23 protein-coding genes are annotated in these 19420 nt (G+C 54.8%); all 23 read right to left on the reverse strand.

All coding sequences use genetic code 11. The features are described 5' to 3' along the window. Positions 1 to 13: 13 nt before the first annotated feature. Entirely contained in the window at positions 14 to 583 is a 570-nt protein-coding gene (locus UC14_RS19095; protein WP_112198196.1) for a hypothetical protein, read from the reverse strand. A gap of 21 nt (positions 584 to 604) precedes the next feature. Beyond that, positions 605 to 3859, reverse strand: coding sequence for a conjugal transfer mating-pair stabilization protein TraG (traG, locus tag UC14_RS19100; RefSeq protein ID WP_112198197.1), 3255 nt, complete (start codon positions 3857 to 3859; stop codon positions 605 to 607). Next, entirely contained in the window at positions 3852 to 5219 is a 1368-nt protein-coding gene (traH, locus tag UC14_RS19105) for a conjugal transfer pilus assembly protein TraH (protein ID WP_112198198.1), read from the reverse strand. Before traH ends, traG begins: the two co-directional genes overlap by 8 nt. Before the next feature lie 163 nt (positions 5220 to 5382). Continuing rightward, a complete protein-coding gene (gene trbB, locus UC14_RS19110) occupies positions 5383 to 6024 on the reverse strand; it encodes an F-type conjugal transfer protein TrbB (RefSeq protein WP_112198199.1) in 642 nt (213 codons plus the stop codon). Next, positions 6021 to 6233, reverse strand: a complete 213-nt coding sequence (locus tag UC14_RS19115) for a hypothetical protein (protein ID WP_112198200.1) — start codon at positions 6231 to 6233, stop codon at positions 6021 to 6023. The genes trbB and UC14_RS19115 overlap by 4 nt, the downstream gene beginning before the upstream one ends. After that, complete coding sequence (locus UC14_RS19120; RefSeq protein WP_198670090.1) at positions 6226 to 6639, reverse strand: hypothetical protein; 414 nt, start codon at positions 6637 to 6639, stop codon at positions 6226 to 6228. The genes UC14_RS19115 and UC14_RS19120 overlap by 8 nt, the downstream gene beginning before the upstream one ends. A 96-nt stretch (positions 6640 to 6735) precedes the next feature. After that, the gene (locus UC14_RS19125) at positions 6736 to 6996 is read right to left on the reverse strand and encodes a hypothetical protein (RefSeq protein WP_112198202.1); all 261 of its coding nucleotides are present in this window, start codon (positions 6994 to 6996) and stop codon (positions 6736 to 6738) included. A gap of 14 nt (positions 6997 to 7010) precedes the next feature. After that, positions 7011 to 7808 carry a type-F conjugative transfer system pilin assembly protein TraF gene (gene traF / locus UC14_RS19130; protein WP_112198203.1) on the reverse strand — a complete coding sequence of 266 codons (798 nt, stop codon included), beginning with the start codon at positions 7806 to 7808 and terminating at the stop codon, positions 7011 to 7013. Continuing rightward, positions 7808 to 9646: a type-F conjugative transfer system mating-pair stabilization protein TraN gene (gene traN / locus UC14_RS19135; protein ID WP_112198204.1), complete on the reverse strand. Its 1839-nt coding sequence runs from the start codon at positions 9644 to 9646 to the stop codon at positions 7808 to 7810. Before traN ends, traF begins: the two co-directional genes overlap by 1 nt. After that, positions 9646 to 10272, reverse strand: coding sequence for a type-F conjugative transfer system pilin assembly protein TrbC (gene trbC, locus UC14_RS19140; RefSeq protein WP_112198205.1), 627 nt, complete (start codon positions 10270 to 10272; stop codon positions 9646 to 9648). Before trbC ends, traN begins: the two co-directional genes overlap by 1 nt. 9 nt (positions 10273 to 10281) lie before the next feature. Next, the gene (gene traU / locus UC14_RS19145) at positions 10282 to 11274 is read right to left on the reverse strand and encodes a conjugal transfer pilus assembly protein TraU (RefSeq protein ID WP_112198206.1); all 993 of its coding nucleotides are present in this window, start codon (positions 11272 to 11274) and stop codon (positions 10282 to 10284) included. A 118-nt stretch (positions 11275 to 11392) separates the two neighbouring features. Beyond that, positions 11393 to 11788 (reverse strand): hypothetical protein, encoded by a 396-nt coding sequence (locus UC14_RS19150; RefSeq protein WP_224266913.1) that lies wholly within the window; start codon positions 11786 to 11788, stop codon positions 11393 to 11395. A gap of 111 nt (positions 11789 to 11899) precedes the next feature. Next, the gene (locus tag UC14_RS19155; RefSeq protein WP_014695883.1) at positions 11900 to 12175 is read right to left on the reverse strand and encodes a hypothetical protein; all 276 of its coding nucleotides are present in this window, start codon (positions 12173 to 12175) and stop codon (positions 11900 to 11902) included. Further along, positions 12172 to 12792: a type-F conjugative transfer system protein TraW gene (traW, locus tag UC14_RS19160; RefSeq protein WP_112198208.1), complete on the reverse strand. Its 621-nt coding sequence runs from the start codon at positions 12790 to 12792 to the stop codon at positions 12172 to 12174. Before traW ends, UC14_RS19155 begins: the two co-directional genes overlap by 4 nt. Further along, the gene (trbI, locus tag UC14_RS19165) at positions 12789 to 13223 is read right to left on the reverse strand and encodes a type-F conjugative transfer system protein TrbI (protein WP_112198209.1); all 435 of its coding nucleotides are present in this window, start codon (positions 13221 to 13223) and stop codon (positions 12789 to 12791) included. The genes traW and trbI overlap by 4 nt, the downstream gene beginning before the upstream one ends. Continuing rightward, a complete protein-coding gene (gene traC, locus UC14_RS19170) occupies positions 13216 to 15885 on the reverse strand; it encodes a type IV secretion system protein TraC (protein WP_112198210.1) in 2670 nt (889 codons plus the stop codon). Before traC ends, trbI begins: the two co-directional genes overlap by 8 nt. A gap of 109 nt (positions 15886 to 15994) precedes the next feature. Beyond that, positions 15995 to 16561: a type IV conjugative transfer system lipoprotein TraV gene (traV, locus tag UC14_RS19175; RefSeq protein ID WP_014695879.1), complete on the reverse strand. Its 567-nt coding sequence runs from the start codon at positions 16559 to 16561 to the stop codon at positions 15995 to 15997. Between the two features lie 116 nt (positions 16562 to 16677). Next, complete coding sequence (locus UC14_RS19180) at positions 16678 to 17352, reverse strand: adenylosuccinate synthase (protein ID WP_112198211.1); 675 nt, start codon at positions 17350 to 17352, stop codon at positions 16678 to 16680. After that, the gene (locus UC14_RS19185) at positions 17349 to 17738 is read right to left on the reverse strand and encodes a hypothetical protein (protein WP_112198212.1); all 390 of its coding nucleotides are present in this window, start codon (positions 17736 to 17738) and stop codon (positions 17349 to 17351) included. The genes UC14_RS19180 and UC14_RS19185 overlap by 4 nt, the downstream gene beginning before the upstream one ends. Beyond that, positions 17735 to 18121: a hypothetical protein gene (locus UC14_RS19190; RefSeq protein WP_112198213.1), complete on the reverse strand. Its 387-nt coding sequence runs from the start codon at positions 18119 to 18121 to the stop codon at positions 17735 to 17737. The genes UC14_RS19185 and UC14_RS19190 overlap by 4 nt, the downstream gene beginning before the upstream one ends. Before the next feature lie 138 nt (positions 18122 to 18259). After that, on the reverse strand, positions 18260 to 18646 hold the full coding sequence (locus UC14_RS19195) for a hypothetical protein (RefSeq protein ID WP_157962132.1): 387 nt from the start codon (positions 18644 to 18646) through the stop codon (positions 18260 to 18262). Between the two features lie 7 nt (positions 18647 to 18653). Beyond that, positions 18654 to 18857, reverse strand: a complete 204-nt coding sequence (locus UC14_RS19200; RefSeq protein WP_112198215.1) for a hypothetical protein — start codon at positions 18855 to 18857, stop codon at positions 18654 to 18656. Positions 18858 to 18869: 12 nt separating this feature from the next. Continuing rightward, positions 18870 to 19409, reverse strand: coding sequence for a transcription/translation regulatory transformer protein RfaH (rfaH, locus tag UC14_RS19205; protein WP_112198216.1), 540 nt, complete (start codon positions 19407 to 19409; stop codon positions 18870 to 18872). Positions 19410 to 19420: the final 11 nt, after the last annotated feature.

The following is a 19420-nucleotide window of genomic DNA, read 5'->3' on the forward strand; positions in this document are numbered from 1 at the left end:
CAGGGGATTTAACTTAAATCTTTTTGATCAGTTTGCTGATTTTTTCGAGGGCCAGACCAGCACCCAAACGATTGATTTCAAATGACACTAATATGCTAGATACAAAAAAAAGTGATAACAACAGCACAGGTACCGCTATGGCAAACCAAGCAGATAAGCCAGAAAGCAAACAACTTATAATCATCAAAGTGCAAAATGTGATGATCGATTTGCGAACAATTCTTGCAAGATGGCTTACGAGCAACGAATTGCTTCTAACTTCTAGGGGCAAAGACATATATGTAAGTTGGTTATTATACGTCATTAAAAAAACCAACAGACCTACTGCTGCAGTTATTGCCAATAAGTACCAGCCTTCTGATATAAGAAAATTTACGAATCCATTAATTGAAGCGTCATCTTTATCAAAAGAGGCATAGAAAATTACAGTGCTCAATATACTCAATAAAACAGAAAAAAAAGGAATCGCAGCACTCCTTTTCATCAATTCCATTGCTGATGGAATTTGTCGACGCCCAGCATCTAAGCCGTTTATTAGAAAGTTAACATCTGCTTCTATTTGTGCTGCAGTTAGGTTTCCCATCTCTGTTCTTCCTTAAATATATCACGAGGCTTTTCTCTGCTGTTCCCGAAGCTCTTTGAGCTTCTGCTCAAAATTCTTAGTTTCTGCGTGATCAAAACCTGGTTTAGTCTGCCTAATATCTTCTTCAGTGCGTCCAATCTGTTGGCCTTTCACTGCACCTTGATGCTCATTTCTGAGTATATCACTGGATGCCTGAACAGGGGTTTCGTTTTGATCGATTTTCCCGCCATTTTCTCTAATGACATTAGAATTAGCAGATCTTTGTGCTGCAACCTGCCCTGCCACGTTATTAGGGATACCAGCACCCTCAGCGTGCTCCCTCACTTTCTCAGCAGCTGCATTATAATTATCTTCCATTGACGCTGACGGTGGGCCACCTTGTACATGGAGGTTTCTCTCCTGATTATGTAGGTTTACCTCACCCCCACTTGTCAGTAATGGGCCGGCCCCACGTACTGGAGACGTACCGTGAACCTCACTCGGTTCATGAAGATTTCTCTCCTGATTATGCAGGTTTTCCTCACCCCCGCTCGTCAATAATGGACCGGGTCCCCGTACCGGAGATGTAACGTGAACTTCATCTGCACCCCCACTTGCTGTAGTCCCCGGAGCGTTCCCTGTTGTTAATGTTCCTCTAGGGTCAGTTTCCGTAACACCGCGAGAGCCAGTTACAACGTTCTGCTGACTGCCCACCACCGCACTGGCTCCATAAGGCACAGGGATTGGGTCGCCTGCAGCGGTATGTTGCTCAGTGACCGCACCGTATTCTAACGAATTTGATGGTGTTAAAGGTTGTGTGTTTGTCTGATCCGTCCGTGCACCATAGTTTTGCATAATCTCTGGTTCCAGACGCTCCTTCATAAACTCCGTAGCCGCTTCACGCGCGGAATTAACGTTAGTCAGAATACCCTGCGCATTATTACCAAACTTAGCCGTCGTCCAGTCCACGAATTCCTGATTGTAATTGGCATCCAGGCTTGCACTTTCGTTTTGTGCCAACGTGGCCATCCGGCTGAATTCCTGGCTTTTGGTACTGCTGTCGGTGTACTGATGATACTGACTTTTGGCATCATTCAGGGTCGCAGCATACTGCTCAACCTGAGAGTTGGATTGGTTATCCGTCTGGTTGCCAGACTCGCTTACGCGTGCTGACGTCACCATATCCATACCCTGACGGAAATCTTTAACCGTCTGGCTGTTTTCGTCATGGCGGAAATCTTTTCCTTCCGAGTTGGTATCCTGCGTACCGTGTGCACTGCCAGAGGTATGTCTCCAATCGGCATTGACGTGTGCTTCACCACCGACACTCACACCCGAGGCCCATTTACCCACTTTCCCGACGAGCTGATCGCCAGAATCCACCTTAACATTCGCCGACATACCTGCCCCCCCTGAACCCTGATTGGTGATGTCCATCAGCTGGTTGTAGGCCTCCTGAGTAGAGATGTTATGCGCTTTACCATAGCTTTCAGCGGCCGACATCATCTTACTTGCCCCCACTGTCGCATTGGTCGCCTGCGTGTTTTCGCTGCCCTGCGTCATGGAGGCGCTGTTACCGCTTTGGCTGGTCAGCTGGTTCAGTTGCTGGAAGCCGCTGGTGACACTGTGGTTATAGCCATCGAGCGCCGTTTGCGCCTCCTGCTGCGCCTGCCGCGACTGCTCCTGGAAACCGCTGCTCGCCAGTGAACTGAGTCGCATGTTAACCGGCAGGTTAGAGATGGCCTGAGACGTGTCATAGACGTTATGACCGTTAGCCGTCAGGGTGCGCATCCCGCCATTTTCCATCTGGTGGCTTTGTTGACCCATACGTTGCGACAGGTTGGTGTCAAATTTGTTGGCATTAACGTTATCCATCGACATGTTGTTAAACGACCAGTTCCCGTCAGCTGTCGTGGATGCCTGCCCGCTCGCAGAGAACGCAGCAGAACTCATCACCCCGCCCACCACCTGTGACGCCACCGAAGCTGCGCCTTTCGTCAGGAAAAAGGACAGTACCGGTATCGACATACTGAGATAGCCTGCGATATTGGCCACGTCAGAATGCTGTAGGGCAATGCGATCCTGATTCGCCAGCACCAACGCCGTTGAACCGGTTTTTGACTGGAGGTAGAAGTTGGCCAGAGAATTCAAAATCGCAAACATCACCGGCCACATTTGGAAATACAAGAACCCGCCGGCGTACAGCTTGAGGGTATTCAGCCCGAAGATGGTGTGGTTGACCAGGGCCAGCGCAATCACCAGCGGGAAAAGACCAATCAAAATAAGCATCATCAGAGACTGGAACATCGGTAACGTTTGTGAGGCAATCGCCCCGCCCGCCGCCCAGCTCAGGCGCTGTTTGGTCAGGGTCGATTCCGTGGCCAGATTCACCAGGTTTGCCGTATCCGAGGAGCGGGCGGCAAACCCTTTCCAGCCGTCGCGGATGGCGGCATTGGTCACGTTGTTACGCATAATCTGCGAGGCACTTAACCCACCGGCATAGAAAAATCCATAGCTGTCATCCATCGCATTACTCAACAGTGAATCCGCGTTCACCTTGCTGCCGAATATGCGGGTCGCCATATCGTGCCAGCTGACACCCCCTACGGAAATATCACTCCCCATCAGCGTTCTGATGGTCGTGGCGGCCTGCTGGCAGGTCACAAACTGCTTCACACCACTGACCGTCTGGTAAATCCCCCGCAACGGGCTCGGGTTATTGGTAATCAGCGTCAGCGGGTCGGTGCTGTTGAGCAACTGGTTAATGGTGTATTTGTTGTTAAGCAGAATGTCACCTATCACGCAGTTTTCGACATAGTCCGTCAGCATCTGTGCCAGCTGCGGGTTTTGCGTACGAAAATCGGAGGTTTGCGCCACGATTTGAGAACCAAACAGCATGCCGCTCTTGGTATAGGTCAGCGAGTCCGGACGCGATAAGGTGTAATCGTATAACTGTGCCACCCCAAATCCCGCACCGGTGGTCAGCCCCGCGATCATGGCCAGCCCCAGCGGAACATTGTCCACCTCGTACACAGCGGCCGGATCGGTGATATCGAAGATTTGTACCGACCGTTTTGGCACCAGTAACACGGACGTAATAAACATAAATACGGCCAGCCAGTGCATAAACACGCGCGGGTCACGGGTCTTGATAAAGGACACCATCACCCCCAGCACGCCGAACGTGCTGACAATGCGAAGCAAGGTATCAAACGTATCGGCACCCAGAATAGTGACGACGCCGTTTAACACCTGCCGCCACATGTCCCCACCGTATATCGTATACATTTCAGTCATTGCTTGTCCCCCAACGGTAGTTGCCCTGGTATGACGTTGAAATAATTGTCGAGACCTGCTGCTGGAGGTACTGCATGTTGCGGTCAATACCGTCCAGCGCGTTTTGATCGGCCGCCGACTGCAGCTTCATGTTGGCCAGTAGCTGCTGTGCCTGGGCCACGTTCTGCCGCAGCTCTCCCGCCGCCTGTTCCGGAAAGTTTTTCCCGGCCAGCGACTGACTGGCCTGCTTCACCAGCTCCTGCAGGTACTGGATCATTAAATCCTGCGCGATGTAATCCGCCACCTGGATGAGGTAGGTCGGGCTTTGTCCCATACTTTGAGAGTTGGTCAGGTATTTCAGAACGGGGACAGAGGTGGTGTTGAGGAACCCTTTTTCCTGATCGGATAAACCGGTATCGTCGGTCAGCTTCTGGTTCATGGATAACATGATGTTTTGGACCAGCGTGACCAGCGCGTTATTGCTGCTGATGGTGACGTTTGCCACCGTCGGTCCGAGGCAAAGGTCCGGTTCATCACAGCCGTAAATTTTGGCCGTTCCGCCGCGCATCAGCACGGTGATCACGTCCCGGTTATCCACCATCGGCGTCAGGATAGTTACCTGCCCGGCGCTGTTAAAAATGATGGATCCGACGATACTCATCACCAACTCTTTCAGCTGGCGGTTCCCGTCGAAAAGGTGATTGCGCCCGAGTGCATCCCAGATGAGATTTTTGTTCTTCAGCACCTGGTCTTTCTCATTGTCGCTGGCCCGTCCCGTGACGCTGTCACCCTGCCCCCCGACAGTACACCCCTGACGCGAGGCGGCCCAGTCAGAGAAAATATTGTCGTCACCAGCAATGTCCTGGCAGATTTTCTGGTTGGAAAGTTGAGAAACGGGCCAGAGGCCACCGATGATCCCCTGCGCCGCCTGGCATGAACTCATGTTTGAGGAGTTAACGTCAGAGGCGAGTTTTTGCAGAAAGTCTTTGGCCTGTTTCAGTTCAGGCACCATCGTCTGCAAAGCCAGGTCGAACGCATAGCCCGCCGCATTACTCATAATTTGCTTGGCAAAGCGCTGTATTTCCTCCCCATTGATATACGAGAAGGCCCCCAGATAGGCATCAATACCGCCGCAGCCCGAATTCAGGGAAGGCACCTGCATCGAGATAAGTTGTACCTGTTTCACCGGATTTCGCAGATACACCGAGCCGCCGGTCATGTAGCCTGCGGCCTGCCCCTGCCATGCCTGCGCCTTGGAGACGTTGCCGTCATAGCCCAGACTGCCGAAATAACCGTTCAGGTCGCCCTGTACGTCGGCCAGCGCCGGCGCACTGAAGCACAGGGCAGCAAGCGTGCACATTACTATTTTCCGTAGCTTCATGAGGAGAGGCTCCCGTCGGTCAACTTACTGAGTGTCATGAGGTTAACTCCGTTAAATCTTAGAAATTATTCCGACTCAAACGGTTAAACGCAGAAACATCCCGCGCAGCTAACGGCGTCAGAAAATTTTACTGCGGGAAAATTGTCGGAAAGATGGGCAGTGTTTACTGTGCCGTGACGGCCTGACTGGAAGGAACGGGACCCAGCGTGTCGGAAGGCAGCTTGTCAATATCCGCCTCAATCATCAGCGCGACGCGCTGGCTCAGGGTGCCCATGTCGGTATCCCCCTGATAAAGCGGAAAAGCCGCAATGGTATTGTCCGGACGCGGTGTGGCGACGTTAACCAGAAACGTGGTGGGCGTGGCGATGGGCAGACCGTTGCCAAAAAACGTCATGATTTCACCCGCCAGCGGCTCATTTGCGCCGCGTTTACGGGGAATAAGGGCCACCGGAAAGGACGTATCGCCATAGCCGTCAAGCGTATAGGGATAAACCTTGATGCCGACCTCATCTGACCACTGCTTTAACTTCGGGTCGAATTTCGCGCTGTACTGACACCCCCGCTGCATAAATACCACGATGGCGTAGTTGTTCAGGTTTACCTCACGCCCATCAGTGAGCGTCATTATGTGCGGCGCACGGTCTGAAGGAGTACGCGCCTGCGGTAATCCCAGGTCAGGCATCGCCGGTGACCAGTTGGTTTGTGTCTTGGACTTTTCCAGTGCCGCTATCTGGTCGGCCACGGTTGCCTGCACGGCCAGCGGAGCCATGAGGCAAAAGAAAGGCAACAGAAAGGTGAGTTTCACAATTTTGCCTCCCGGTTCTTCCTGCGCGCCTTACGGTGTGCGAGGTATTCAGACGCGATGAGCACGACCAGCGACAGAATCAGGCAGGTGAAGGTTGAAAAAACCAACACCTGTCGCGTCAGCGTCGCCGAATAGGCCAACAACTCACTCAGGCAGTTAGCGATGATGCCAAGCAGAAATAACACGGCCACGACGGGCAAATTATTCATGTTTTTGCTCCTGTTTCCCGTCCTGAACCACCATGCCAAAAGCCACAAGGGGCATCCGGCCTTTACGTCCCACCATCAGCCAGCGTGCGGCCAAATAGACACACGCGTAAAGCGTGGTGATAAGGCCGTAGAGAGTAAGCAGGTTATGATTAAACCCCGTGATATAGGTTTCACGACTCACCTGTTCGAGTAAACACAAGTTAGGTGACGGTGTTACCGACTGCGGTAGCGCCCGTTCATTGACTGTCGCCGGGAGAGCGGCACATCCCCATACGTTACCCGGCGCGGCACCCTCCACCAGCCCTTCGGCCTGACGGATGACAAATGCCCCCGGTGAAGGCCAGACATTAACCACTATAAAGAGAGAAAAAAGAAACGCCGGCCCGATGACCAATACGTCAATCATGAGCCTGACCGTCGCCCAGCAGGCGCCGGCACCCGATTTAAGTGCTGAACATTGCATGAGAAATCCTTGGTTCTGAAGAAGGGGTAAACGGGGGGGTTATTCGGTGATGTCTGCCGTGTAAGGCACGATACGTTCACCGACAGTCAGGAAAGTGCAGAGCAAGATGAAATCGCCCGTTCCCTGCTGTGGGCAATAGTTAAAGTTCAGCATGTCGTCCCTGAAGTGGGCCTGTAAAGCACTTTCCAGCCTCTCGCAGTCCAGTCCGGGCAGCGTTGAAAATGTCACAAAGTCATACTCAATGCCGGTGAACGTTTCACCATCCCTGATGCTTTCAATATTAAGAACAATGCTTTGCATAATGGGGTCTTACTTTAGAAGTTAGGTTTGAAGCCGGTTGCCACGTTCAGAAAACGCCTGGCCAGATCATCCTGTGTCATAAAGCCATAGGCCAGCGGGCGAAAGTCGCGGGAGGCCGGGTTAACCAGGAATAAGGCGGGGAAATGGCTGATGCCCATCCGGGCACTTTGCCCTTCATCCTGGCGGCTGTCCGGCACCTGCGGGGATATTTGGCCGTCCACGCTCACCGGGATTAACGAGATATGCCGCGTGCGTGCAAAGTCAGCCACCACCCCGGCCATCTGTGCATCAATCGGGTCACTGCCGCGATAGAAGTAAAACATCCCGTACTGGGCGGACAGTTCGCTGATGGCCTGCGTCTGTTTGGCCTGGTCGCTGGCCTGCTGTAGCGGTGCCGTACTGTTGTAGTGTGGGTGTTCGAGGTTGTAGTCGAGATCGGGATGATCCAGCTGAGCCACCGCAAACGACTGGCTGAACAACGATGCCCTGTCCGTCCAGAACTTCTGCCAGCGCAGGAAGGTGGCGGTATTTTCGCTCGTCGGATTAAGAATGGCCCGGTCCAGCGCCTCCTTCGTGTACCCTTTGAGCACCGCCGCCTGCTCTGACGGTGACAGCTTGCTAAAATCAGGCACTTGAGGGGCCGGTACCGGTTTTGGGGCCGGCGTATTTGCCGGCTTCTTCGGTTCGTTGTACCAGTGCCAGCCGGTAAACGGATCCGCCGGTGTCACCACCGCATCGGCCGGTGTGTCTGTACCGTCCGCCCACGCAGGTATTGTGAGACTGAGCAGGCAGGCAAACCACAGTGTTTTCATCATTTCCCTCCGCCCTGCGCGTTAACCTGCGCCGCAATCCGGTCTTTCACCTGCTGAACCATCACCGACGAGTTAGGGATTTTCTGGTTGGTCATCAGGTCGCTGTAGAAATCGGCAAAGTTAATCAGGTCAAAGTTGATGGCCTGCAGCTCAGGCACGGTGATCCCCCGGCAGTTCGGTGAATCACCGCTGCCAAAACTCACACCCAGCTGATCGCGCCGCCCCTGCTCCTGAATAATGCGGGCCAGCTTGCCCCCGAACACGCAATACACCTGTTTTTTCTGAATACAGACGCCCAGCACGGCGCGGTTGCACGCCTCACCGACGCTGACCACCACCTTTTTCGCCTTGGCCTTGCCGATGGCCATTTCATCACTGTTGCAGTTCGCCAGCCCGGCGTTGTTCCCCCAGCCGGAATCCACGCAGCAGTTGGAGAAACCGGCCATTGCCTTGCGACAGGACATCGCCTGACCGGTAAAGGCTTTGATGTTGATCTGGTCGTTGACGACATCATCACCGGCTGATGCCAGTCCCGCGAGTTTGGCCACCGCCGTGTCAAAACCGCTGTCTCCGGCGCCGTTGGTATCGTCACAGTCCCCGGACATGCACAGGTAATTGCCGCCACAGAGTTTGCCCGTGGAGGTGTAGGTCTTCTGGCACTGATACGTGACCTGTTGGTGCGAGCATTGCCCTGCCGTTTGTTCAGTACAGTGACTTCCGACGACGGTACAGCTGGCATCAGACATTAAAGCGGCACAGTTACCGTTACTGGCTGGCGTCGTCAGATAGGTATCGGTGTACTGCCAGCAGTCGCTGTGAACGGTGTAGGTCTGTCCGTTCACGGTGGTTGTTCTGTCGCCACCGCCCACCGTGCATTGCGTGCTGATTAACTGGCCACCCACGCTCTGGTCATCACACGCCTGTTGAACGTTGGTCTGGGGTTGATACGTTTGTACGGTCGTGACAGCCGTCATGCTGAGCGTCAGGGACGCAGATCCGTTACCAAAACCACTAATGATGCCGTCAAGGAAAGTCGTCTGGTGATTCACTGACCCAATCGTTAAAGAAAGCGTGACTGTCTCTCCCTGATTCATGTGATAGCCAGAAACAGACAGATTCTTTTGCGTTGTCCCCGAAATCCTGTCCGGTACAACCATTGAGTCCCCTAACACGCTCCATGTCACTGTCCGGGCCAAATATCCCGACATATTGAAATTAGCCAGTTGAAGGTCGCCGGTAAAAGGTGCGATGAAGGTCGCATAAACCGTCAGATTGTCGCGGGAGTAGGTGAAGTCCCCGGTATTTATTACCGCTGTCTGATTGGTTTGCGTCGTCACATACGTCCCGCCTATCGTGACGGCCCGGTTACAGCTTTGGGTCACCGCCACATCTTTGTCGCAGGTGTAATTCTGGAAGGTGCTTTTACTGACGACTTTGTCCGTACACTGGTCATAGGTGCCGTTGACGACCGTGCCGGCAGTACTCTCAGCATCCTTGCCGTTGGTAATGAACGGTGCCTTGGGGTCAATGGTCACCGCCGGATTGGTCGTGCCGGAGCTGATAACAGCCTGCCCGGCATTGTTCTGGCCGAGTTCGGTCTGTCCTTTGTCACTGATACCGCCGTCCCCACCCTGCACACCCCCGTAATAACCGCTCTGCGACGGATTGGCGGTGTACCCTGGAATGACGGTCGAGGGTGAGGTGTTTTTCATCCCCGAGGTGCCCTGACCGCTGTTAGATTTTCCGTAGCTGGAACCGGCGTTGTAGGCATCGCTGACGGCATCGGCCTGTGCCCCCTGGGCACACAGCAGCAACAGTGACAAAAGCAATCGCTTCATTATTTCCCCTCCGCCGTTTTCAGCAGCTGTGTGGCCGTGGTCGCACAGTCTCCCCGGCGCACGACTTCTTCGAGTGCCTGCTTAACCGGCAGGCTGCCGTAAAGCACGTCATAGTTGCCCTGGCAGGTGACCACCAGGGCGGGCACAGCCTTGATGCCGTATTGCTGATACAGCGTCGGATCAATTTGCACCCCCGCCTCTTTGTCCTTCTTGGAGAGATCAAACATCACCGAGGCCGTTTTGCGAAAATCGTTATCTAGCAGGCCACGCAGCGTCGCCGGTATACCAAAACGGCGGGCATCGGCGAGCATGGGCAGTAACCCTTCTTCCGGAATGCCCAGGCTCACAAAATAAAGCGCTTGCGGCGTGGGCCGGTCAGCGCTGTTCTGGTCAGCCTGGGACGCGGCAATTTCGTTTTGCAGCTGAGACACCTTATTTTGCTGTGCCGGTGGCAGGGTAATGTTCATGCCCTTCAGCTGCGCCTGGAACTGCTCAAGCTCGGTTTGTTTTTGTTTCATGTACGCCATATCACCGGCGGACACGGTGGGCTGCTCGGCTGCCTGCACGGATTGCGCGCAGAGCAGCGCGGCGCTGAGCGTCAGCACCGTCATCAGGGGTCTGTTCATAGAAGGTCCTTACAGATAAGCGCAGTTACGCTTTCGCCACAGGAGGTAGCCGAAGTTCTTTTTGGATGTCGGGGCGTTATGTACCGAGCCCCACAGCTGCGTGGTCGTGCCAAAGGGGTGGCAGTCGCTGGCTTCGGGGTACATGTTGACCATCTGATATCGCCAGCGGGATTTCGGGATAATCGGGGACGGATACTCGTAGCACACCGCCACGTCCGCCCCGACCGTCTCCATCACGAGTCCCTCCCGATGCAGTTTGAACGCCATCCGTTCGCTGACCAGTACGGACGCCTCAAGCGGCGAAAACTCGTTGCTGGTGTAGCCCGTGAAGGGGTACATCGACCCCTGCGCACCGGCACACCAGAACAGCGGATCCAGCGGTACACCGGCGGTAGAGGCAATCGAGTCGGCGGCGCAGGCCCCCTGTGCCAGCAGGTTAGAGAACAGGCTCACTTCCGGGTTGATGATCATCGACAGCGTGCTGTCATTCCACAGCGGGTCAACCTCGGAAAGGTAAGCAATATCCATGTCGCCGGTCTGCATGCAGCCGGTGCTGGTGATGATATTCAGCCAGTAAATCAGCGGATATTTATACCAGTGCACATGGTAGAACGCGCCGGGTGACGGCTTGTCACTCTGCCCGCCGGTGCCAGTTCCTGTCCGCCCGAGGTCAATTTTAAACCCGCCCATATTGACCATCACGCCGGGTTCACGGGTGACGTCTGTGAGGGCTACCGGTTCCCAGAAGCCGATGGCCAGCCCCAGTCGGTAAAAAATGCCGTAAGGGCACAGCTGGATAGGCGATGCCGGATTGGGGGTGTCCGGGTGTGAACCGGAAGCCAGCTGAATGCTGCCGAGCGTCATGGGAAACAGGCATTTCCAGCAGACGTCACTGATAGGGTTTACCCAGCGACCGTCTCCGGCGTTCGTACTGGCCGCCTGTGCCGGCGTGCACAGGAAGGCCGTCCAGATTAAGGTAAGGCAGAGAATGAGCTTGCGCATTCGTCCTCCGGTTCCCTGACAACCGGCATAACCTTCCCGCCCGGCCGTTCACAGCTGTCAATCAGCTGGATATGAAACGTCGGTGTGAGTAATTCGATAAATGCAAATAATCTCATGCTTATTCAACCTCCTGATAAGGTGAGAAAGAGGCCACGTATAATCCGCGCTGACGTAATCGCCTGAGCATCCGGTGCACCTTCTGTGCACTTTCACCGGCAGCGATCTCCATCCGGATTTGGACAATTTTCTCGTCGTGTTTGATGTGGGCAGGAAGTGTGCCAATCCAGGTGTCAAGCAGCAGGTTAGCCAGCTGTGTGAGCACGATTTCAGGCACAGTGATTTCGAATCGGGGGTTGGTACTCAGGAAAAGTCCGTGGTCTTTAAGCAGGTGCTCCAAATCAAGGGCCATCGCCAGATAAAGCGCCTCTTCCTGCCCGCCGCTATCCGCCCCGCCTTCATGCCGACCGATAACGCACGTCAGTAAGGGCTTCAGCCACGATTTAATCAGGTTCACAATGTTCGCCCCGGACGCGTCCGTCGGTCAAAAGACAGGGGGGAAAGGAAGAGGAACCCATAAGGAGCAAAAGGATCCGGTGGTTTGTCATGATGTATGTCAGCGTTTCCATCACACACTCCTTTCTTTAGACAGTGGGCCGTGACGCTGGAGTACCGTGCGAATATCGTGCTCATTCAGTGATGCCAGAATCAATGAGGTGCGAAGTTCGGCGCTCAGGGCCAGCAGCGTCTGCAAAGCCGCGCGGATAACCACCGATTCGGTGTAAAGCGGGTGTTCTTCGGTCATGGCCCGCAGGCCGTTTTTATCGGTGTCGCCAAGCCGCACGGTGGTGGCAAAGCGTTTGATATTATCCGCGTCGTGATTGTCTTTAACGCAGTGATTCATTTCAGTGCCACCTCCTCGACCTTGAGCGTCCTGTCGTCGCGGCTGATACGTACCGGCGTATGCTCGAAGCCAAATTTTGTTGTCAGGGTGCCGTACTGGTCGAAGTACACCGGTTCATCCAGCGCATTGCTGCTGTCCCGGATATTGCCGTTCACCAGAATGACTTTGAAATTAACCTGCCCGGCCAGCTGCTGTTTCACCCACTTCATCTGCGCGGGGTTGTCGCCGTCAATGAAGTACAGGGTTTCGCTAAACGGCACTTTATCCAGCGGATTGATCTGATCACCGGCACGGGCGATCACGTTACCGCGCATATCACGAATAGTTTCACGCACGGTAAACGTCGGGTCATAGTGCAGCGTGCGGTCGGCTTTCGCCGGGGTCAGGCCCACTACCGGATCGGGACGAACGGCGTGGGCTTTCACCCGGGCTTCGGCTTCGCGCTGGATCCTGTCCATCTCACCGCTGTCTTTCATGCCCTGCAGGCGCTGACCGATAAAATCCAGCAAGTCAGGCTCGGCTATCGGAAACAAATGACCAATAGTGCCGAGATCCTTTGCCCCTGCTGACAGGCTGAATAAGCCTGCCAGCAGGCAGATAACCCACCGTGATGTCATGGTGCCTCCTGCATGCGGTGGGCAATGTCCGCCTGGATCTGAGGCGTGATGTCCAGTACGGGCATCACCACCGCCGGCGGCACCAGGATCAAGTCATCGTGCGCCTGCTGCCAGTCGTTCAGGCTGGCTTTAAGTGCCTGATCAAACCGGGTGGTCAACACCCGTGCGCTGTTCTCATCCAACTGTTTTTTAGCCGACTGCTGCATAAACAGATCGATAGTGCCCTTCATGTCAAAGACCACCGTCCGTCGCTGAAATTGTTGAGCGACCAGTGCGCTGATACCGGCACACACCGTGACCAGCAGCAGTGTCAGCAACAGTGCCACCGCCCCAGCCCGCACGAATTTCTTGTGGAAAAAACCGGCCTTACTGGCCGGTGTTATGCTGATGCTCTGCCTGACGTTTTGCGCATCGATATCGGTTTCATTCACGGTTGATTTCCTCGGTTTCTTTCACACTCAACCCTGCCCAAATTTCCAGCTCGCGGATCTCGTCCTGATACATGTCAGGTTCACAGGCCAGCAGGTAGGCCGCCTCTTCACTGGTGGCCCCCGCATCCTGCGCCTCGCTCATGTATTGGAAATCCTGCCCGCGCGTACTGAACATCGCCCGCGTGACCGGATCGACGAAAACGCGATGGAAGGAACTGTTTTCCCCGGTCGAAATCATCACCGAACTGAAGCCCGTTTCTTTCGCCGGCTGGAAGCCGCGAATGACCTGCGTTTCCAGCTCGGTAAATTGGTCAGGGTTGGCATTGAGGTAGGTTTTAAAGGCTTTGGCATCCTGCAACAGCGTCACCTTCGTCCCGCTACAATCCCAGGCTGCGGCCGCCGCCGGCGGTGCGGCCTGGTCTTTGGTACCGGTGAAGTCCTTAATCCCCTGTGTGATGGTGATGAAGGCCCCACGGTGACGACGCACCGTCCGGTAGCCGGTTTCGATAAAGCGTGCGGCATGCGGGTTAGAGCCGCTGAAAAGACGCCAGGCTTCGTCGATAATGGCCACTTTTTTCAGGTCACGCGGCGAGTGGTACATTTTTTCCTGTATGGCCAGAATGAGCGAATACAGGATGGCAGACAGCAGGTGTGGCTGGTTTTCCAGGCTCAGCAGCTCCAGCACGGCAAAGCGTGTTTCGCCATCGAGCGTCGGATTGTCGGAGTTAAAGTATTCTCCGTTCGCCCCCCAGGTACACCAGCGGTCGAGCAGCAGAACCAGCTCGTTAATACGGTCACGGATGGTCGGCTGGGAGTCGTAAGTGGTCGTGACTTCTCGCGAAATCATGTACGCCACCACGTCATCAATTCGGGCTTTGTTGGCTTTCGCTTCCCAGGCCGCGACCACGCCTTTTAGCAGAATGGTTTCGCTGACCTTATCCAGCGGCTCGTTAGGGCTGGCCAGTACGGTCAGCAGGCCAGTGATGCCTTCTGCCGACTCTTTAATGTCCACCACGTTAGCAAAGGGATTAAAGCGCAGGGTGGCACCGTCCAGGTATTTCCCGCCGGCTTGTTTACAGAAGTTTTTGTAGCTCGCCCCCATGTCGATAACCCAGGCGAAGCCGTGGGAGTTCAGCACCTGCCGCAGGATTTCCTGAATAAAGAAGCTCTTGCCCGCGCCGGTGGTCCCCGTCACCGCAATGTTGTAGTTGGTGCTGCCACTGGTTTCGCTGAACATATCGAAAAATGCCAGCTGGTTACGGTAGGTCGGCAACGGACTGCCTATCGGTGACATTTGCCGCTCAGCCACCACCGGCATCAGGTTGACGGCGTTAAAGCTTTTACAACGCAGCGTCGAACCCATCACCACCATGTCTTCCCACAGCCCCTCCTGCATCATGAAGGGGAAGGAGCTGATCCAGTTTCGCAACTGCTGAAAGCGCGGGGCGGAGATTTCCAGATCATTTTTGCGAAAGACGTTGATGGCCGCCAGCTCACACGACTGTTGTTCGCTGGCGTCATCCGGCGTGAACAGGGTCAGGTTCAGCGAGAAATTGCACATGGCAATTTCGTTACTGGCCAGCCCCTGCCGCAGGTCTCGCCATTCCTCATATGCCCGCTGGGTGCCGGGGAACAGCTTGGCGTAGGACGTGCCGGCTTTCTTACCCAGGTCCTGCTCTTTACGAAACGCGTCGTTCTGGCTTTTTACCTGATCTTCCACGGATACCGTCCAGCTGAGGATGAACGGACAGGGAATACCCAGATCGGGAAAACGCATGTTCTGCAGATTGTCTGACGCCTGCCAGAGCGCAAACCTCGCCGGGGCTTTAGTCAGCTGCATATTCACAATACGAGTACTGGCGACGGCGGTATCGCGGCTGTCCCCGAGGATACGGTCCTCCGGCTGACGCGCGGTGGTAAGCCGCAGATAGCCCGGACGCACTTCCATTTCGGTACTGTGATCGACGCACTGGCGGTGCAGTTCCTGGTCGGTGTTCCAGTGATCAGGACTGCGGGTCACCTGCCCAGGCCGGTAGTTAAGCTGCTCCCGCATGACCGACAGGAATTCCGGGGCACCGACGCGGCGGGTTTCCATATGGGCGGACATCAGAGAGACGCGCAGCGTCTCCCGCAGCTGCACAACGGAGTCCATTGCCCGGATACCGCCTCGCCCTGAGCGGGCATACACCAGAAATACGCGGTAGTTACGCAGATAAAGCGGGTATTCTCGGTCGTTACTGAGCCCCTTCAGAGCCGCCCGCTCCCAGTAGGCTTTGGTGATGGCGTTAAGCGGTTTTGACATGCTGCCTTTCCACATGTCCTTGCTGAGACCATTGTCGAGCATCTCACCCACGCACTTACTGGCCACCATCAGCACAGTAATTGGCGTTTTGCGGGGCATTTTTTTGCGCAACAGGTCATCGAGAGCCTGCACAACTTGTTGATTGGCCCCGGCCAGCGGGGCCACTTCCATGATGAAACCGATGGATCGACTGTTGATAAACAGTTCAGTTTTTTCATCATACATTCGGTAGGGCAACAGGCTGGTGATGGACGGATAGCTCAGGCTTTGCTGCAACATGTCAGCCGCCGTCTTTGCCCCGCCTTCATCTTTACTACCGGCAAAAATGTTAGCCAGCTGGTCTAACCAGGAATCGCTCATGACGCCCCCATTTTTTCAATGCGTTGTGGATAACAAAGAGGATGCGGGGATGACGCAGGCACGGGCTGCGCGTCAATAAATTCGGGCGTTAAGGTCCGCTTCATTGGCCTCATTCCCCTTCACTGATCACGCGAAAATCTGCATCCCAGCGGGATTTGTTCTTCACGAACTCGACCACTGCGGGCTGATGGAAGCTGTCTTGCTCATCCACCCAGGGGGCGATCCACAGACGCTGCGTGGCATCGGGAATACGACGGGCGTCCACCTGTCCCGGACCGGCATAGTCAGCCGGCGTAATGGGGCGGATGGCCGAGAGAGAGCGGGTGTTACTGCCTGCAACCGGAATGGTTGACGCCCGCAGCATGGCGTCGTTATTGGATACTGGCGTGCCGGCTATCGGCCGGGGGGCCAGGCCGGCGACGCTGATGGGGCGATCGGGAGACACGTTGGGTTTGATGTTTGTTGTGGAAGCCAGTGACTCAGCGGCAGGCTTTGGGACGGTTTGCGCCTCCGCCGTCAGGTCGTCCAGGCTTTTGCCTTTGGCGGCCAGGTGACTGGCGTCTGACATGGACAGGCATTGATCAGTGGCTGTCTTGTTACAGTCGAAATCGGAATTCATACCGGCGCAGCCGGTCAGCATGCCGCACAGCAGCACGGCAGGAAGGACTTTGAACATGGTGTTTACTCCGGATGCGGCGATGCCGCCTTTTGTGAAAGAAAAAATGAGTGAATGGTAGGCAGTGCAGTGGGGGGACTTTCTGTGTTCTGAATTACGGGTGCGCGATTCTTAGGTTAACGGGATAGAACATATGCGGGAATTGCGGGCAGAGGGCCGAACGTTTCTTCATATCGTTGCACCAGGCGGCGGAGCGTATATGCTTCTGTTTCCGTTTTCTTGAGGCTTTGACGCAAATGGTCACACTCGCTGGCTAAGCGAGATTTTTCCCTGACCGCTTTTCGGACGACCTTTTTAGCGCCCTCTGGATCAGCAAATTTCGCCAATGCATAAGCCAGCATATCCAGTTCAAAACGCAGGTCTGCCGGATGTTGCCAGAACGGCGACAACTGGTGACCCAGATACCCGCATGCGAGACAGCCACAAATATGACCGGCCTTCACCCTGACGTGTCCGCGCGCGTTCACCCACAGCAGTCCCCAACGGTCGGGAAGATCATTAAGGTCGATCAACCCTTCCGGACAAATGTAATACCGGTAAGTGCCCATGCCCGTTATCTCGCCACTGCGGTGGGGTTTTGCCCGGTCAGCCAGAAAATCAGAGCGGCTGACCTTGGACTCCACCACCACCGAACCGCCGTCAAACCCCCACCGGTACGCAAAGACATCTGCTCGCTCACCACCGTACAGTCCGCCTACTTCCGTTAATGCCACCTGACAGCCGGGGCCATTACCGCTCGCCGGACGCTTACACCACTTCGCCGCAATCGCGTTCAGTTCGTTATGTGTCATACGCCAAAAACCTCGTATAACTTTGCCACCACTCCCCCCGTTAACACGCAGCAGGCTTCTATCAAAAAGAGGGCGTTGATATCGTCAGAGTTTAATACGGGGAGACGCCAGGCCACGATGATCCAAAAGGTAAAACCCAATAGGCCCAACACCAGGGGGAACCCGAGTGCAGTCAGAATGATTTTTCCGTTGAATGATTTTCGTCTGGCGGCGAAAAAAACACTGACAAGATAAATACCCCCCAAAAGCAGCGTGCACCGCCATATGCTCCATTCTGCCCGTATATGAGCGAAATGATTGATAGCGGCCCAGCCGCCAAAATAGGCGATAAACGCCAGGACAAGAATGGCAAAGGGCCACAGGTTGTTTTTGCTAATAAACGTCATTCATCCCACCTTACAGCAAGCATCCCCATGAGAATGAGCCCATAAGAAATAGCACCGGCGGCATAAAAAAAACCGGCCGTCACCATATCTGTATAGGGATGCCAGAGTGCAATGCTGCATAGCACAAAACCGATGAGATAGAGCACCCAGGGGGCGATAAAAAAGGCAATCTCAGGGTACAGCTCTTCCCTTGACTCATCGTAAGCCAGTGCCCACGCCACAATGATCAAAAAACAGGTGAGCATGGCGATCACCCGCCACATGATCCATTCAGCAGGCATGACCCCGATGTGCATCAATTTTGCCCAGCACCCCAGTTGGGTAACCAACAACAGCACGAAGATCACAAATGACGGCCGGTACAACGCCTTAACCGCTCTCATTACGCGCTCCTCAGTTGATGGTGTCGCCCAAATGCAGCACTCTGGCCTGACGCAAAACGTCGTCTGGGTTACGTTGGCCACGGCGCTGCAACAGGTTGTTTTTACTCAGCTTCATCACGATCCCCTTATTTCATCTGGTTAATACTGCACGAGTTGAAACATTCGGCCCCCCACGGCACTCATCAGTGAAATAGCGCAATGCGTCATTAAAATTTCGTTAATCTGTGATGGGCCGAGATGAGGTAATTTCCAGGCGACAAAGGCAGACATCACAAACAAGACAGCCATCACGCCCCAGAGCGCGGCCATCATGCAGAGCGTATTGATGACCGAAAAATCAATCGCGCTGCCATAAATCAGAAACAGATAAAGTGCGCCGGCAATGAGGGCAAAGCGCCAATCACTCCAGTCGGCCTGTGTTGTATGGTGTAATTCGTATGCCCAGACGCCATAAAATCCGAGGGTTATCAGACAAAGGATGACATAGGGAATACGGTTGTTTTTACAATCACTCAGAAACATCATGTTCTCCTCAAAAATCCGGATTGAGATTTCCCAACCCATTGGCTGGCTGCGTCGCATTCCCGGCGTCGGCATCAGACTGGCCGTGCTCAAGTTTTTCAATGTCACTGAGCAGTGCCGACAACTCGCAGGATGACGCTTTGCGCTTCCAGGCCTGGCGGTAACGCACTTTTAATGCGCCGAGCCGGATACGTTGTTCCCGATTTTTCACCACACACCCCCCTTTTTATGCCGCTGCTCCCCGCCCCAATACCCGTACACGCAGCGTTTCCGGTGCCCGACGCCCGCAGACCGGCACCCGTACAACCTGATTCATCAGCGTCAGCATCAGCATGGCTCGCCTGGCTCCGTTGGGTTCGTCCCAAACGGCTTCCAGCCCTTCAAACACCCCGCTGAGAACCTCCACCCGGTCACCGTGCATCGGCATCGTCGGTGCAGGTGACAGGCAGTCATGGGTTTTCAGCCGCTCCACCACCTCATCGGGCACCACTGATGGCATGCCGCCAAAACTGATTAATGACGACACACCTCTTGTGCTTTTGATGGTGGTGGTGTGAATGACCTCCGGATCAAAACGCACGAAGATGTAACCGGGGAAAAGTGCCTGAGGTGACACCGTTTTAATCTGCGGGCTGCCGAGTAACATGGGGGTGATGACTTGTGCCGTATAAAGCGGCAGGAAACATGTCACCCCCTGATTGTCCAAATGCTGTTGTGCGCGTTTTTCCTGTGCATACTGCGTCTGTGCAACGTACCAGTGTTCCATATCCCGTCCCC

Source organism: Rahnella sp. NRRL B-41462 (assembly GCF_003263525.1).
GTDB lineage: Bacteria > Pseudomonadota > Gammaproteobacteria > Enterobacterales > Enterobacteriaceae > Rahnella > Rahnella aceris.